This window comes from Brevundimonas sp. (assembly GCF_031412435.1).
Classification (GTDB): domain Bacteria; phylum Pseudomonadota; class Alphaproteobacteria; order Caulobacterales; family Caulobacteraceae; genus Brevundimonas.
Genome location: NZ_JANODA010000001.1, coordinates 1 through 14,556 on the forward strand (window position 1 = coordinate 1; position 14,556 = coordinate 14,556).

Here is a 14,556-nt window from a genome sequence, read left to right on the forward strand (position 1 = left end):
TGGAGACGATGTGACTCCTGCTTTTTTCCTTTCGTCATCCTCCGGCAAGGCGCCCTGCGCGCCGCAGACCGGGGGACGAAGCGGCGCCGAAGGCGATCTGTTCAGGCAGTCTGTGTCCGCGACAGTTTCGCGCTATCGCGCGCCGCTGTGTCCCCCGGTCTCGCTACGCTCGCCGGAGGATGACGAAAGAATAGTGGGAGTGATTGTCTAGATGCTCGTCGTTCGTCCCGCCGGTCCCGCCGACCTCGATCACCTGCTGGAACTGGCCATCCTGTCGGGCCCCGGCTTCACCAGCCTGCCTGAGGACCCGGACCAGCTGTCGGAGCGGCTCGATGTCAGCCGCGACAGTTTCACGGGCGCCATCTCAGCGCCGGATCGCTGGTTCACCCTGATGATGGAGGAGACCGACACCGGCGACGTCGACGGCATCGCCAGCGTCAAGGCGACGGTCGGGCTCAAGCGACCGTTCTTCTCGTTCCGCATCGCCAACAATCCGGCGCAGTCGCCGTCGCTGGGCATCCGGATGGATCACCAGACCCTGACCCTGGTGAACGAGTGCGCCGGCTGGACCGAGGTGGGATCGCTGTTCCTGAAGGCGGACCGGCGCAAGGGCGGCGCGGGGCGTTTGCTCAGCCAGTCGCGGTACATGCTGATCGGGGCCCAGCCCGAGCTGTTCGCCGAGACCGTGCTGGCCGAGTTGCGCGGGGTTTTCACGCCCGACGGCGCCTGTCCGTTCTGGGACCATGTGGCGCACAAATTCTTCCCCATGCCGTTCGACCAGGCGGACATGATGACGGGGTCGACGGACAAGCAGTTCATCCTCGACCTGGCCCCGCGCCACCCGATCTATGTCGACCTGTTGCCCGAGCCCGCGCGGGCGGTGATCGGCAAGGTGCATCCCCAAGGGGTGGCGGCGATGGCTCTGCTGGAGAGCGAAGGGTTCCGGCCGAACGGGCTGGTCGACATCTTCGACGCAGGGCCGACGGTGACCTGTCCGAGGGACCATATCCGGACGGTGCGGGATGCGCGGCGACTGTCGGTCGTCGTGACCGAGGAATTCGAGGCCGAGTTGCCGGCGCTGGTCTCGACCGACAGCGTGGAGGTCTTCCGGGCCGTCCGGGCGCGGGCCGCGATCGAGGGCGAAACGGTCCGGGTGACGGCCGAGACCGCAGCGGCGCTGAAGGTGCGGGACGGCGACATCGTGCGGGTGAAATCATGATCGACGGCAAACTCTATCTGAACGGCGTCTGGACCGAGGGCGCGGGCGACGGCTTCGCCTCGTTCGATCCGGCGACGGAGGCCAGGGTCTGGCGCGGGAACGAGGCGTCGGGAGCCCAGGTCGGGGCCGCCGTCGAGGCGGCGCGGGCCGCCTTCCCCGACTGGGCCGACCGGCCGCGCGACGAGCGGATCGCGGCGATGAAACGGTACCAGGCGGCGCTGAAGGCGCGGGCGCCGACCTTCGCCGAGGCGATCTCGAGGGAGACCGGCAAGGCCCTGTGGGAGACCACCGCCGAGCTGGGATCGATGGCGGGCAAGGTCGATCTCTCAATCCGGGCCTATGACGAGCGGACCGGCGAGCGGACGGCGGAGACGGCGTTCGGGACCGCGACCTTGCGGCATCGGCCGCAGGGGGTCGCGGCGGTGCTGGGGCCGTTCAACTTCCCCGGCCATCTGCCCAACGGCCATATCGTGCCGGCGCTGCTGGCGGGGGACACAGTCGTGTTCAAGCCGTCGGAGGAGACGCCGCACGCCGGGCAGCTGATCGCCGAATGCATGCAGGAGGCCGACCTGCCGGCCGGTGTGTTCAACCTGGTCCAAGGCGGGCGAGACGTCGGGGCGGCCCTGCTGGATCAGCCCATCGACGCCCTGATGTTCACCGGCTCGGGCGCAGCAGGCGCGCATTTCCGGAAGAAGTTCGCCGACGATCCGCATGTGATCCTGGCGCTGGAGCTGGGCGGCAACAATCCGCTGGTGGTCTGGGATGCGGCGGATGCGGAGGCCGTGGCCGGCATCGTGGTGCAGTCGGCGTTTGTGACGACCGGCCAGCGGTGTTCGTGCGCGCGGCGGCTGATCGTGCCGAAGGGGGCGCAGGGCGACGCGATCGTCGAGGCGGTCAACGCCCTGGTCGAGCGGCTGATCTTCGCGCCGTGGGACCAGACGCCCGAACCCTATGCGGGGCCGCTGATCTCGCAGCGGGCGGCGGAACAGGCCCTGGCCGCCTTGCAGCAAAGGATCGATCTGGGCGCGCGGGTGATCCGGGCGTCGGGGCCGGTCGACAACCTTCCGGGCGCCTTCGTGAAGCCGGCGATCCTCGACGTGACCGGGATCGATGTTCCGGATGAGGAGATGTTCGCGCCCTTCCTGTCGGTGACCCGCGTAGCCTCGTTCGAGGCGGCGATCGCGGCGGCCAATGCGACGCGGTACGGGCTGTCGGCGGGGCTGGTCTCGGACGATCCAACCAACTGGGACCGGTTCATCCGGCGCATCCGGGCGGGGGTGGTCAACTTCAACCGGCCGACGACGGGCGCGGCGGGCGACATGCCGTTCGGCGGGCTGGGCGCGTCGGGCAACCACCGGCCGAGCGCGTATTACGCCGCCGACTACTGCGCCTATCCGGTCGCCAGCTTCGAGGCCGGGGCGGTGAAGAACATCGAGGGCGAGATCCGGGGGCTGCGATGAGCGCTGTCGAGGCCAATGCCGACGGGCTGATCGGGCCGACCCATTCCTATGCCGGCCTCAGCCCCGGCAACCTGGCCGCCATGGGCAATGCCGGGAACGCCTCCAGTCCCCGCGCCGCCGTGCTGCAGGGGCTCGACAAGATGAAGCGGCTTGCGGACCTGGGTCTGCCGCAGTTCGTGCTGCCGCCGCATGAGCGGCCGGATATTCCCTTCCTGCGGCGACTGGGTTTCGCGGGTTCGGATGCAGCGGTGCTGCAGCGGGCCTGGAAGGAGGCGCCGACGTTTGCGGCGGCCGCCTGTTCGGCCTCGCCGATGTGGGCCGCCAACGCCGCGACGGTGACGCCCTCCGCCGACAGCGCCGACGGTCGGGTCCATTTCACGCCGGCGAATCTGCACACCAACCTGCATCGGTCGCTGGAGCATGCGCAGACGAAGCGGGCGCTTGAGGCGCTGTTCCCGGACCCGGAGCGGTTCGCGGTCCATGACGCCCTGTGGCCGGTGGCGCATCTGGCCGACGAGGGGGCCGCGAACCATGTGCGGCTGTGCGCCGAACATGGGGAGCCGGGGGTCAATCTGCTGGTCTGGGGGCGCGACGCCTTCGAGCCTTGGGACGGCCCTTGGCCTGCCCGCCAGACACGGCAGGCGTCGGAGGCGGTGGGGCGTCGGCATGGGGCGGCGGGCGTCGTCCTGGCGCAGCAGTCGCGGGCGGCCATCGCGGGCGGGACCTTCCACAACGACGTGGTCTGCGTGGGCGCGCTGGAGACCCTGTTCCACCATGAACTGGCGTTCGAGGATACGGCCGGGACCCACGCCGCGATCCGGGCGGCGGCCACCGGGTTCGAGCCCGTGTTCATAGAAGTGTCGGAGGCAGACCTGCCGCTGGCCGATGCGATCTCCTCCTATCTGTTCAACTCCATGCTGGTCTCGCTGCCGGGGGAGAGCCGGCTGACGCTGATCTGTCCGACGGAGACGCGGGACAATCCGCGCGCCCATGCGGTGGCGCAGGGGTTGGTCGCCTCCAACGGGCCGATCGGGCGGGTCGAATATGTCGATGTGCGCCAGTCGATGCGGAACGGCGGCGGGCCGGCCTGCCTGCGGTTGCGGGTGGTGCTGGACGAGGCGGAGCTGGCGGCGACAAACCCGGCGATGCGGTTGACCGACGAACTCCATGCGAGTCTGGCGGCGTGGGCCAGTCGCTGGTACCGCGAGACGCTGCCGCCGGCGGACTTGGCCGATCCGGCGCTGATCGAGGAAAGCCGGGGCGCTCTGGACGAACTCACGGCCCTGCTTAAGCTGGGAAGCGGCTTCTACCCCTTCCAGCGAATCTGACAGGATCCCATGGCCCAGAACCCGATCCTGATTGTCGGCGGCGCGTTGAGCGCGGCGGCGTCCCTGCTGCATCTCGCGGTCATCGCGGGCGGGCCGGCCTGGTACCGGTTCTTCGGCGCGGGCGAGGGCATGGCGCGGATGGCCGAGCAGGGCTCGCTGACGCCGACGCTGGTCACCCTCGGGATCGCGACCGTGCTGGCGGTGTGGGCGGCCTACGCCTTCGCGGGGGCGGGGCTGATCCCACGCCTGCCGCTGATGCGGACGGCGCTGGTGCTGATCTCGGCGGTCTATCTGTTGCGGGGTCTGGTGTTGATACCGGCACTGGTCCTCAACCCGGGCGGCGTCACGCCCTTCGTGCTGTGGAGCTCGCTGATCGTGCTGGTCTATGGCGTCTGCTACGCCGTCGGGACCTGGGTCGCCTGGGCGGCGCTGTCGGCACGATGAGGCTGCCGCACAGCATCGCCACCGAGGCCGACGTTCCGGCTCTGGTCAGGATGGACAAATCCCTGAAGGATGGCGCCGCCGACTTCGGGGGACAGTGATCGTGCGCCAACTCGCCTTCGCCTGCGCAATCCTGAGCCTGGTCATCCTCGCGGTGGCCGCGATATCGGCCGGTTTTGCCTACCCGGGCTACGACCATCTGCGCCAGTACATCAGCGAACTGGGCGCGACAGGGGCGACGACGGGACCGGGCGTCAGCTATGCCTTCATGGCGTCCGGCGTGCTGCTGGCGGCCTTCTGGCTGATGTGCATCTCGCTGTTTCCGCGGGGCCCGCTGGCGGTGATCGGCTTTGGCCTCAGCGCGCTGAACGGTTTCGGCCTGATGTTCGGCGGGATTTTCCCGTGCGATTTCCAATGCTCTCTGGCGAACCCGAGCCCGGCCGCCCTGCTGCATGAGGTGCTGGGCGGCATCGGCTATCTGTGCGGGCTCGTGGGACTGGCGCTGGTCGGGATGGCGGCCAGGTCCTGGCCTCGCGGGCGAGACCTGTTTCATCTGGCCATCGTCTGCGGGGCGCCCGCCGCCGGCGCGATCTGGCTGATCCATCCCGGATTTGAATTCTATGGCGGAGCCCAGCGCGTGCTGGAGATCGCCTTCGCCGCCTGGACCGTGGGCGTCGCCCTCGCTGTCCGCCGGCCCATGGAGACCGCAATATGACCGACGCGCTCCCCGAGATGACCCCCGCCCGCCGCCTGCGCAACATCATCGGCGGATCGGCCGGCAATCTGGTCGAGTGGTTCGACTGGTTCGCCTATGCGGCGTTCACCGTCTATTTCGCGCCCGTCTTCTTTCCCAAGGGCGAGCCCACTGCACAGCTGCTGAGCACCGCCGCCATCTTCGCCGTGGGCTTCCTCATGCGTCCGATCGGGGCCTGGGTCATGGGGGTCTATTCGGATCGCAAAGGGCGCAAGGCCGGGCTGACCCTGTCGGTCAGCCTGATGTGCGCCGGGTCGCTGCTGATCGCCTGCACGCCGGGCTATGCGACCATCGGCATCGCCGCACCCGCCCTGCTGCTGATCGCGCGGATGATGCAGGGGCTGAGCGTCGGCGGCGAATACGGATCCAGCGCCACCTATCTGTCGGAGATGGCCACGGCGAAGCATCGCGGCTTCTGGTCCAGTTTCCAGTACGTCACCTTGATCTCGGGACAACTGCTGGCTCTGGCGCTGCTGATCGTGCTGCAGCGGACGCTGGGCGAGGAGGCGCTGTCAGCATGGGCGTGGCGCATCCCGTTCTTTGTCGGCGCGACGCTGGCGGTGGTGGTCTTCTGGCTGCGGCGGCGGCTGGACGAGACCCGCGCCTTCCAGGCCGAAGACACCCGTTCGGCGCCGAAATCCAGCGCCCTGGAGCTGGTGCTGCGGCACCCGAAGGAGGCGCTGATCGTCATCGGCCTGACGGCCGGCGGCACGCTCGCCTTCTATACCTACACGACCTATCTGCAGAAATTCCTGACCAACACCTCGGGCTTCTCCAAGGCCCAGGCGACGGAGATCTCGGCGGCGGCCCTGCTGATCTTCATGCTGATCCAGCCCTTGGTCGGGGCGCTGTCGGACCGGATCGGCAGAAAGCCCGTGATGATCGCGTTCGGGGTGCTGGGCCTGTTCTGCACCGTGCCGATCATGAGCACCCTGGCCGTCACGACCGATGCGTTCGCGGCCTTCGCCCTGTCGCTGGCCGCGCTGGTGATCGTGTCCGGCTACACGGCCATCAACGCCGTAGTGAAGGCCGAGCTGTTCCCCGCCCACATCCGCGCCCTCGGCGTCGCCCTGCCCTACGCCATCGCCAATGCGGTGTTCGGCGGGACGGCGGAGTACGTCGCGCTGTGGTTCAAGCTGGACGGCCGCGAGAGCCTGTATTTCTGGTACGTCACCGGGATGATCGGGATCTCACTGATCACCTATGTCCTGATGCGGGATACGAAGGCCAGGAGTCTGATCGTCCACGACTGATCATCTCCTTCGTGCGCCCCGGCGAAGGCCGGGGTGCACAGCGCGTTACTGAGCGGGGGTGGTTTCGGGCAGGACAGCCGCCGGCGCGGGCGCTGGCGTAACCGCGACCGGCGTGGGCTCGCCTGCTTCTCCCTCGGCCAGATAGACCACCCGGCAATCGCCATCGACCGTGGTGTAGCGGCCGTTGGCGGCGTCGACGAAGGCGATGCGGCCCTCCTCGCTGTGTTCAACCTTGCCGGTCGAGCGGCCGGAGAAGGTCTCCGTGCCATAGGTCCAGCAGGTGATGTCGGCGGGCTTGTCGCCCCATGTCGCAGCATTCCGGGCGCGTTTGGACTCGGTGCAGGCGGCGGTCGCGACGGCCAGGCCAGCGATCAGGACGAGGGCGATCGTGCGGGTCATGCTGCGAACCTTCCGCCCTTGTGGGCATAATCTTGGGTGCCCTGGGTGAGGACCCTGTCATAGGGCTGGATGGCCTCGATACCGATGTCCGACTGTCCCTTCAGCCGGTCGTAGATGGGGCCGAAATCCTCCAGCGTCGCGTCGTTGAGGGCCTCGATCGAGGGGATGACGAAATAGACCTGCTGGAAGTCGTCGATGCGGTAGTCGGTCCGCATGATCCGCTCCAGGTTGAAGGCGATGCGGTTGGGCGACGGGTCCTCAAGCGCGAAGATGCTCTCCGAAGCCGAGGAGACGATGCCGGCGCCGTAGATGCGCAAGCCCGAGCCCTCGTCCATCAGGCCGAACTCGACCGTATACCAGTAGAGGCGGGCCAGGTTCTTGAGCATGCCAAGGCTCTGGGCGCGCTGGCCGCCCTTGCCGTAGGCCTGCATGTAATCGGCGAAGTCGGGGTCGGTCAGCATCGGGACGTGGCCGAACACGTCGTGGAAGATGTCCGGCTCCTGCAGGTAGTCCAGCTGGTCGGGCTTCCTGATGAACTGGCCGGACGGGAAGCGGCGGTTGGCCAGGTGGTCGAAGAAGACGTCATCAGGCACCAGACCCGGCACGCAGACCACGGTCCAGCCCGTCAGGGCCTTCAGCTTCGGGTTCATCAGGGCGAAGTCGGGGATGCCGCCGGTGTTCAGGTCCAGCGCCGTGAGCCCCTTCATGAAGGCGTCGGCGGCCCGGCCGGGCAGGATCTCCATCTGGCGGGCGTAGAGGGTGTCCCAGGTGTCGTGCTCGACCTGGGTATAGGCGCGCCAATTCTGGGAGATCGTCCAGTCCGCCGCCGCGCCCTCGGGCGGGGTTTGAAAGACATGTTCGAAATCAGCCATCTCGCGCTCCTTGAACCGGCAGTCTAGAACCCCGGCGGCCAAGAGCCAACGGCCCGATCAGGCCCGATCAGTGAATTGGCTGCGCGCGGGGTGCGATACGCCCCTGTTGGTCCATGGTGAACCAGTGGGCCTGATCAGTGGGTGACAAGGGCGCGACGTCGGGATCATGCTCGAGCACGTTCTCGGCGGCGTAGATGAGGAAGCCTGCATCTCCGCCCATTGCGAGCACGCGGTAAAACGGCTGGTCGCGGTTGTCGGGGCCGGGCTCGTTCACCGGTCCCGCATAGGCGGCATCGACATCCACGACCACGCCGCGGAAAGACTCCTGGCGGTGTCGCACGATCTGGCCGAGGCCGAATTTGGCGGTGAGGGACTGGGTCATGCTGACGAGTTACCCGCCCCAACCTGAGCGTTATGCCGATCACCTTGTTCATCTTCGCGTCAGATAGGCTTGGCGCGGACGGTTTGGGCGGACTAGGTTGGCAGGGACGGGCGCCCGGTTCGGTTGCGCCCACATGAAAGTTCGGCCCATGCCGGAACCCGACGGCGCGCCAAGGCGGCGCGACGAGCGGTCCCGGGTCCAACGGGCGTCCATGCGGGATTCGTCGGGTCGCGACGGTCCCGTGTTCGGCGCGCTGGATCTGGGGACCAACAATTGTCGCCTGCTGATCGCGCGTCCGGCGCGGACCGGCTTTCGCGTGGTCGACAGCTTCAGCCGCATCGTGAGACTGGGCGAAGGCCTGTCGCGGACGGGTCGTCTCGACGACGACGCCATGGACCGGGCCTATGACGCCCTGGCCCTGTGCGCCGAGCGGGTCATGCGGCGGGGCGTCGATTCAGCCCGGCTGAGCGCGGTCGCGACACAGGCCTGTCGCCAGGCCGAGAACGGCGAGGCGTTCATCGACCGGGTGCGGCGCGGAACCGGGCTGAAGCTGCGCATCATCGATCCGGTCGAGGAGGCCCGACTGTCGGTCGAGGGATGTCTGAACCTGTTCGATCCGACGGCGGAGGCGGTGCTGGTCATCGACGTCGGCGGGGGGTCGACCGAACTGTCCTGGCTGAGGAAGTCGGGCGCGGAGATGAAGACCGTGGCCTGGATGTCCGCGCCGCTGGGCGTTGTGACCCTGGCCGAGCGGCATCCGGAACCTGAGGGCTCGGGCGAGGCCTGGTACGAGGCCATGGTCGGAGACATGAGCAAGGCGCTGTCGGCCGGACCATTCGATGACGCCGAGTTCCGCCGGCTGTTCGCGACCGGCCAGGGTCATCTGGTCGGGACGTCAGGGGCGATCACCAGCCTGGCAGGCGTTCACCTGAACCTGAGGCGCTACCAGCGGGACCGGGTCGACGGCTTGTGGATGACCCGGACGGAATGCGACGCGGCGGCGGAGAAGCTGAAGGCGTTGGGGCCCAGGGGACGGGCGGCGGAGGCCTGTATCGGACCGGACCGCGCCGACCTTGTACTGGCCGGCGCCGCGATCCTGGATGCTGTTCAGCGGGCCTGGCCCAGCGAGCGGGTGCGGGTCGCCGACCGGGGTCTGCGCGAAGGCCTTTTGCTGCAGCAGATGCGCGAGGCCCGGAAGCCCCAGCGACGGCGTCGCAGCCGGGGCCGCGGGGGTCACACCGGCCGGTCTCAGACGGGGGGGGCCGCTGCGCCGGAGACCTGAACCGGCAGGACGATGTCGCAGATCGAGAAATCCGCCCCGCGGGCCGTTCGCACACCGTCGGCCAGGGTCCGGAAGGCGGCCGAGGCCGTATCCAGCACCTGAACCACCGGCCGCTCGGCCTCGGCCAGGTCCGAGGCGATGCGGACGCGGATCATGCGATCGGGCTCCGTGGTGACCGCGCCATTGTCGCCGTCGCCGACCTTGATCGCGCGCACGACGTCCAGACCAGACACCACCGTCCCCCAGACGGTGTAGCGCTTGTCGAGCGCCGGATAAGGCTGGCGCATCAGGAAGAACTGCGAGTTGGCGCTGTCGATGGCGTCGTCGCGCGCCATGCCCGCGACGCCCGGGCAATAGGCCCCCCAGGCGTGGACCTTGCCGTCGGCGGTGGTGGCCATCAGAGATGTCGGCTGGGTCTGGATCGGCAGGCTGTGAAGGAAACCCAGCATGGCGCCGGCGGGCGAGGCGACGGGTGTGAACGGCGTCTCCGGTCCCCGGCGGAAGGTGAACTCGGCCTTGATGTCGGGATAGGGACTCTGCCCCTCGCCATTACCCAGGGGGTCGCCGGTCTGGGCCATGAAGCCGTCGATGACGCGGTGAAAACAGACATTGTCATAGGCGCCGGCGCGGGCCAGCGCCTTCATCCGTTCGGTGTGTTTCGGTGCCACGTCGGGCAGCAGGGCGATCACGACCTCACCATCCTTGAGCGTCACGATGATCGTGTTTTCGGGATCCTTGATTTCCGGCATGAGGGGCATCTCCTGTTGCTTGGCGCAGGAAACTAGCGGCGGGAACCGGCCAAGGAAAGGCCAAAGCGACGCGACCGGTTGACGAAACTGCGCGAAGTCCGGAAAGAGGATGGGACATGCACGGGGGGAATTGCGATGGCCTGGAAGACACTTGATGATCTGGACCTTGCCGGAAAGGTGGTCCTGACCCGCGTCGACATCAACGTGCCGATGGAGGATGGCCGCGTCACCGACACGACGCGCATCGACAAGATCGTGCCCACCGTCAAGGACATCCTGGCCAAGGGGGGAAAGGTCGTTCTTCTGGCGCACTACGGGCGGCCCAAGGGCAAGCCGGTGCCCGAGATGAGCCTGGCTCTGGTCCAGCCCGCGCTGGAGGCCGCCCTGGGTCGCAAGGCGGAGTTCATGGCCCATCCGGACCGCGCGGCGATCGACGCCCTGCCCGCCGATGCGGTCGTGCTGGTGGAGAACACCCGCTTTTCGCCGATGGAGGAAGCCAATGACCCCGAAATGGCGCGGTCGCTTGCCAGCCTTGGGGACGTGTTCTGCAACGACGCCTTTTCCGCAGCCCACCGCGCCCATGCCTCCACCACAGGCGTGGCGCATCTGTTGCCAAGCTGTGCGGGCCGGCTGATGGAGGAGGAACTGCGCGCGCTGGAGGCCGCCTTGGGCACGCCCGAGCGCCCCGTCGTGGCGGTCGTGGGCGGGGCCAAGGTGTCGACCAAGATCGAGCTTCTGGCGAACCTCGTGACCAAGGTGGACCATCTGGTGATCGGCGGCGGAATGGCGAACACCTTTCTGGTGGCCGAAGGCATCGAGGTCGGACGCTCACTTGCCGAACGTGACATGGCCGAGACCGCGCGCGAAATCTTCCGCAAGGCGCAATCGGCGGGCTGCACCATCCATCTGCCGGTTGACCTTGTGGTCGCGCGGGAATTCAAGGCTGGCGCGGAGTGCGAACTGGTCGACCTGCAGGACTGCCCGATCGACGCGATGATCCTGGATGCGGGGCCAAAGACGGTGGCTGCCATCGAGGCCGTGTTCGAGCGGTCGAAAACCCTGATCTGGAACGGCCCGCTGGGTGCGTTCGAGATAGAACCCTTCGATGCCGCCACCAATGCGGCTGCGCGGGCGGCGGCCAGCCTGACGCGGGCGGGCAAGCTCGTCTCGGTCGCGGGCGGCGGCGACACGGTCTCGGCTCTGAACAAAGCCGGGGCGGCGGGGGACTTCACCTTCATCTCCACCGCCGGGGGCGCCTTTCTGGAATGGATGGAAGGCAAGGATCTGCCCGGCGTCGCCGCCCTGATGGGCTGAGGCGATTGCGGGATGTCCGGCGGCATTGTATGCCGGACCAACAGTCCAGGGAGAGCGCGATGGCACAGGCCGAGATGACGGAACAGGTTCGCAACGGTATCGGCTTCATCGCCGCGCTTGACCAGTCGGGCGGGTCCACGCCCAAGGCGCTCAAGCTTTATGGCGTTGACGAAAGCCAGTATTCTGGCGAGGCGGCGATGTATGACATGATCCATGCAATGCGGAGCCGGATCATCAAGAGCCCCGCTTTTTCCGGGGACAAGGTGGTCGGTGCCATCCTGTTCGAGCAGACGATGGACCGCGACATCGACGGCATCCCGACCGCAACCTTTCTGTGGAAGAACCGGCATGTCGTCCCGTTCCTTAAGATCGACAAGGGCCTGGAGCCGGAAGCCGACGGCGTACAACTGATGAAACCGATGCCTGGGCTCGACGCGCTTCTCGACCGCGCGGCCAAGGCCGGGATTTTTGGGACCAAGGAGCGGTCGGTGGTGGGCGCGGCTAATGCCAAGGGCATTGCGGCCATTGTCGCGCAGCAGTTCGAGGTGGCCGCGCAGGTCACATCGCACGGGCTGATGCCGATCCTGGAGCCGGAGGTCACGATCTCCATCGCCGACAAGGCCGAGGCTGAGGCCATGCTGCAGGACGAGATCCTGCGCGCGCTGGAGCAGCTGCCCGCCGGACAGCAGGTCATGCTGAAGCTGTCCCTGCCGAGCCAGGCGAATTTCTATGCCCCGCTAGTGGCTCACCCCAAGGTGCTGAAGGTGGTCGCCCTGTCGGGCGGCCATTCACGCATCGCAGCGAACGTCATCCTGGCCCAGAACAAGGGCATCATCGCCAGCTTCAGCCGCGCCTTGACCGAAGGGCTGAGCGCCCAGCAGACCGACGCGGAATTCGATGCGGCGCTCGGCGAGGCGATCGACAGCATCTACCGCGCCTCCATCGCCTGATCCTCATCGCCTCGCCATCCGTCGGCTGGCGGGGTCGATTGGCAACATTCCGCGCAGGTGTCAGGGCCATGCGATCAAGTCGTGTCGGGTGAAGATGGGGGATTCCCTTCGGGATTTGCTTGGTCTAGAATCACCTGACCGCCCGGTTTCAGAAGGCGGACGAGGCCGCGCATGATCCAATCCACCCTGAAGCCCGCGCTTGGCGCAGCCGCCTATTACGGGCCGCTGTTCCTGCTGACCAGCTACTTCACCTTTGCCGCCGTGCAGGGCGAGTACGGCGTTTTTCGCCAGGTGGAAATCCGCGCGGAGAGCGAGACACTGACCGCCGAACGCGACCGACTGTCGGCGGAACTGTCCACGCTGACCAATCTGACGCTACGTCTCTCAGACAGCTATCTGGACCTCGACCTGCTGGACCAGCAGGCACGCGAGATCCTCGGCTTTCTGCGGCCGGACGAGATTGTCCTGCGCTAGGCGCCCCGACGCAGCGCGCGTTCCAGGACCGGTACGACCGCTTCGCAATCCAGCATATGCCCGCCTGAATTCAGAAGCACGCGGTCGGAGCGGGGGACCGCAGCGACGTATGCGTCGAGATCAGAAGGCTTGATGATCTCGTCGTCCGTAGCCGCGCAGAACGTCAGGCGCGCGATTCCCGTCAGGGACCGTGCAAAGCCATCCGGCAAGTCAAACCCGTAATCTCTCCAGAACGGTGCCGCGAGGCCGAGGAAGTTGCGTGCCCGAAAGCCGGGGCTGTGTTCGGCCACCCATTTCAGGATCATCGCGCCGCCGTGGGAATGGCCGATCAGAACGGAGTCGGGATCAAGGGGCGAAAGCGCCGCATCGATGCCGCGCATCCACCCGGCAAGCGTCGGCTCCATTGCGTCGGGCATCACCGGCACACGCAGATCCGGGCACAGCGACAGCAACCGCGCCAAAAGCGGATAGTCCTGACCGCGGGCACGATCCGGAATGATGCCTGCGCCGTGGATGAACACAACCTGCATGAACGACCGTCGCACGAGAAACCAATCGCCACAAAGACAATCGGAGCGATCCCGCGCAGGTCGGCAGTCCCTTGGCAATTTGAATTGACCCAACAATCGCCGATGTAGTAGAGATAGTTTAACGCTGAACCATTCTGCGACCGGAGAAATCTCCCGATGGCAAAGAGGCCCGATGCGATGACCGAAGCGAAGCCAGATGCGCGTCCAAACGTCTCCAAGGACGAGCTGCTGAAATACTACCGCGACATGCTCCTGATCCGGCGGTTCGAGGAAAAGGCCGGCCAGCTTTACGGCATGGGTCTGATCGGCGGGTTCTGCCATCTCTACATCGGGCAGGAAGCCGTCGTCGTCGGTCTGGAAGCCGCCGCCAAGGAAGGCGACAAGCGTGTCACCAGCTACCGCGACCATGGTCACATGCTGGCCTGCGGGATGGATGCCAAGGGCGTCATGGCGGAACTGACCGGGCGCATCGGCGGCTATTCCAAGGGGAAAGGTGGCTCGATGCACATGTTCTCCAAGGAAAAGCACTTCTATGGCGGGCATGGGATCGTGGGCGCGCAGGTGCCGCTGGGGGCCGGTCTGGCCTTCGCCGACAAGTACAACGGCAATGACAACGTGACCTTCACCTATTTCGGCGACGGCGCGGCCAATCAGGGCCAGGTCTACGAGACCTACAACATGGCCGAGCTCTGGCAGCTGCCGGTGATCTTCGTGATCGAGAACAACGGCTATGCGATGGGTACCAGCGTCAAGCGGTCCACCAAGTCCACCACCTATTTCGGACGCGGGCTGGCTTACGGCATTCCCGGCGAGCAGGTCGATGGGATGGATGTGCTTGCGGTCAAGGCGGCGGGGCAAAAGGCCGTGGCGCACTGCCGGGCGGGCAATGGCCCCTATATCCTGGAAATGATGACCTACCGTTACCGGGGCCATTCGATGTCCGACCCCGCGAAATACCGCACGCGCGAAGAGGTCGAGAAGATGCGGTCCGAAAAGGACGCGATCGAGCATGTGCGCGATCTGCTTCTGGGCGCGGGCCTGGCCTCGGACGAGGACCTGAAGGCCATCGACAAGGACATCAAGGCCCAGGTCAACGAAGCCGCCGAATTCGCCAAAGACAGCCCGGAGCCTTCGGTCGAAGAGCTCTGG

The 14,556-nt window shown here is 67.0% G+C and carries 16 protein-coding genes; 11 read left to right on the top strand and 5 right to left on the bottom strand.

Annotated features, from left to right (window positions below; translation table 11 throughout):
* Nucleotides 1-211: 211 nt before the first annotated feature.
* The 6 genes from RMO01_RS00005 (at nucleotide 212) to RMO01_RS00030 (ending at nucleotide 6,455) form a co-directional block, all read left to right on the top strand.
* Complete coding sequence (locus RMO01_RS00005) at nucleotides 212-1,219, top strand: arginine N-succinyltransferase (RefSeq protein ID WP_309626992.1); 1,008 nt, start codon at nucleotides 212-214, stop codon at nucleotides 1,217-1,219.
* The gene (gene astD / locus RMO01_RS00010) at nucleotides 1,219-2,679 is read left to right on the top strand and encodes a succinylglutamate-semialdehyde dehydrogenase (RefSeq protein ID WP_309627007.1); all 1,461 of its coding nucleotides are present in this window, start codon (nucleotides 1,219-1,221) and stop codon (nucleotides 2,677-2,679) included. Before RMO01_RS00005 ends, astD begins: the two co-directional genes overlap by 1 nt.
* Nucleotides 2,676-4,007, top strand: a complete 1,332-nt coding sequence (gene astB, locus RMO01_RS00015) for an N-succinylarginine dihydrolase (protein ID WP_309626993.1) — start codon at nucleotides 2,676-2,678, stop codon at nucleotides 4,005-4,007. Before astD ends, astB begins: the two co-directional genes overlap by 4 nt.
* Before the next feature lie 9 nt (nucleotides 4,008-4,016).
* Nucleotides 4,017-4,451, top strand: coding sequence for a hypothetical protein (locus RMO01_RS00020; RefSeq protein ID WP_309626994.1), 435 nt, complete (start codon nucleotides 4,017-4,019; stop codon nucleotides 4,449-4,451).
* 100 nt (nucleotides 4,452-4,551) lie between these two features.
* On the top strand, nucleotides 4,552-5,163 hold the full coding sequence (locus tag RMO01_RS00025; protein WP_309626995.1) for a DUF998 domain-containing protein: 612 nt from the start codon (nucleotides 4,552-4,554) through the stop codon (nucleotides 5,161-5,163).
* The gene (locus RMO01_RS00030; protein WP_309626996.1) at nucleotides 5,160-6,455 is read left to right on the top strand and encodes an MFS transporter; all 1,296 of its coding nucleotides are present in this window, start codon (nucleotides 5,160-5,162) and stop codon (nucleotides 6,453-6,455) included. The genes RMO01_RS00025 and RMO01_RS00030 overlap by 4 nt, the downstream gene beginning before the upstream one ends.
* A 45-nt stretch (nucleotides 6,456-6,500) precedes the next feature.
* Here RMO01_RS00030 and RMO01_RS00035 read toward each other — a convergent pair whose 3' ends face one another.
* From RMO01_RS00035 to hspQ, 3 genes are all read right to left on the bottom strand, one after another.
* The gene (locus RMO01_RS00035) at nucleotides 6,501-6,854 is read right to left on the bottom strand and encodes a hypothetical protein (RefSeq protein ID WP_309626997.1); all 354 of its coding nucleotides are present in this window, start codon (nucleotides 6,852-6,854) and stop codon (nucleotides 6,501-6,503) included.
* Nucleotides 6,851-7,726 carry a phenylalanine 4-monooxygenase gene (gene phhA, locus RMO01_RS00040; RefSeq protein WP_309626998.1) on the bottom strand — a complete coding sequence of 292 codons (876 nt, stop codon included), beginning with the start codon at nucleotides 7,724-7,726 and terminating at the stop codon, nucleotides 6,851-6,853. The genes RMO01_RS00035 and phhA overlap by 4 nt, the downstream gene beginning before the upstream one ends.
* 67 nt (nucleotides 7,727-7,793) lie before the next feature.
* Nucleotides 7,794-8,108, bottom strand: a complete 315-nt coding sequence (gene hspQ / locus RMO01_RS00045) for a heat shock protein HspQ (protein ID WP_309626999.1) — start codon at nucleotides 8,106-8,108, stop codon at nucleotides 7,794-7,796.
* 148 nt (nucleotides 8,109-8,256) lie between these two features.
* On the opposite strand from hspQ, the gene RMO01_RS00050 reads away from it, so the two are divergent.
* Nucleotides 8,257-9,390 (top strand): Ppx/GppA phosphatase family protein, encoded by a 1,134-nt coding sequence (locus RMO01_RS00050; protein ID WP_309627000.1) that lies wholly within the window; start codon nucleotides 8,257-8,259, stop codon nucleotides 9,388-9,390.
* Here RMO01_RS00050 and RMO01_RS00055 read toward each other — a convergent pair.
* Nucleotides 9,357-10,139 carry a peptidylprolyl isomerase gene (locus tag RMO01_RS00055; RefSeq protein ID WP_309627001.1) on the bottom strand — a complete coding sequence of 261 codons (783 nt, stop codon included), beginning with the start codon at nucleotides 10,137-10,139 and terminating at the stop codon, nucleotides 9,357-9,359. The two genes, RMO01_RS00050 and RMO01_RS00055, sit on opposite strands and share 34 nt — an antisense overlap.
* Nucleotides 10,140-10,274: 135 nt before the next feature.
* On the opposite strand from RMO01_RS00055, the gene RMO01_RS00060 reads away from it, so the two are divergent.
* From RMO01_RS00060 to RMO01_RS00070, 3 genes are all read left to right on the top strand, one after another.
* Nucleotides 10,275-11,453 carry a phosphoglycerate kinase gene (locus tag RMO01_RS00060; protein WP_309627002.1) on the top strand — a complete coding sequence of 393 codons (1,179 nt, stop codon included), beginning with the start codon at nucleotides 10,275-10,277 and terminating at the stop codon, nucleotides 11,451-11,453.
* 59 nt (nucleotides 11,454-11,512) lie between these two features.
* Nucleotides 11,513-12,403 carry a fructose bisphosphate aldolase gene (locus RMO01_RS00065; RefSeq protein ID WP_309627003.1) on the top strand — a complete coding sequence of 297 codons (891 nt, stop codon included), beginning with the start codon at nucleotides 11,513-11,515 and terminating at the stop codon, nucleotides 12,401-12,403.
* 171 nt (nucleotides 12,404-12,574) lie between these two features.
* The gene (locus RMO01_RS00070) at nucleotides 12,575-12,877 is read left to right on the top strand and encodes a septum formation initiator family protein (RefSeq protein ID WP_309627004.1); all 303 of its coding nucleotides are present in this window, start codon (nucleotides 12,575-12,577) and stop codon (nucleotides 12,875-12,877) included.
* Here the strand turns inward: RMO01_RS00070 and RMO01_RS00075 are convergent.
* Nucleotides 12,874-13,407, bottom strand: coding sequence for a hypothetical protein (locus RMO01_RS00075; protein WP_309627005.1), 534 nt, complete (start codon nucleotides 13,405-13,407; stop codon nucleotides 12,874-12,876). The two genes, RMO01_RS00070 and RMO01_RS00075, sit on opposite strands and share 4 nt — an antisense overlap.
* 156 nt (nucleotides 13,408-13,563) lie before the next feature.
* Here RMO01_RS00075 and pdhA point away from each other — a divergent pair.
* The coding region (gene pdhA / locus RMO01_RS00080; RefSeq protein ID WP_409013020.1) for a pyruvate dehydrogenase (acetyl-transferring) E1 component subunit alpha at nucleotides 13,564-14,556 on the top strand (993 nt) is incomplete at its 3' end.